Origin of the sequence: Staphylococcus agnetis, assembly GCF_002901865.1 — a bacterium.
Lineage (GTDB): Bacteria > Bacillota > Bacilli > Staphylococcales > Staphylococcaceae > Staphylococcus > Staphylococcus agnetis.
On sequence record NZ_PPQF01000113.1, the window covers coordinates 1 to 249 of the forward strand.

Here is a 249-nt window from a genome sequence, read left to right on the forward strand (position 1 = left end):
TATGCATTAAGTTATCGAAATATATCTGAAATATTGAGAGAACGAGGCATCTATGTTCATCATTCAACAATTTATCGATGGGTACAGGAATATGCTCCTATTTTGTATCAAATTTGGAAGAAAAAGAATAAGCAAGCTTATTATAAATGGCATATAGATGAGACGTATATCAAAATTAAAGGGCAATGGAATTATTTATATCGCGCTATTGATGCAGATGGCCATACACTAGATATTTCGTTACGTAAG

Annotated in this window: 1 protein-coding gene; it reads left to right on the forward strand. The window is 31.7% G+C overall.

Features of this window, described 5'->3' with window-relative positions:
- The coding region (locus CD172_RS12020; RefSeq protein WP_142384440.1) for an IS6 family transposase at positions 1-249 on the forward strand (249 nt) is incomplete at both ends.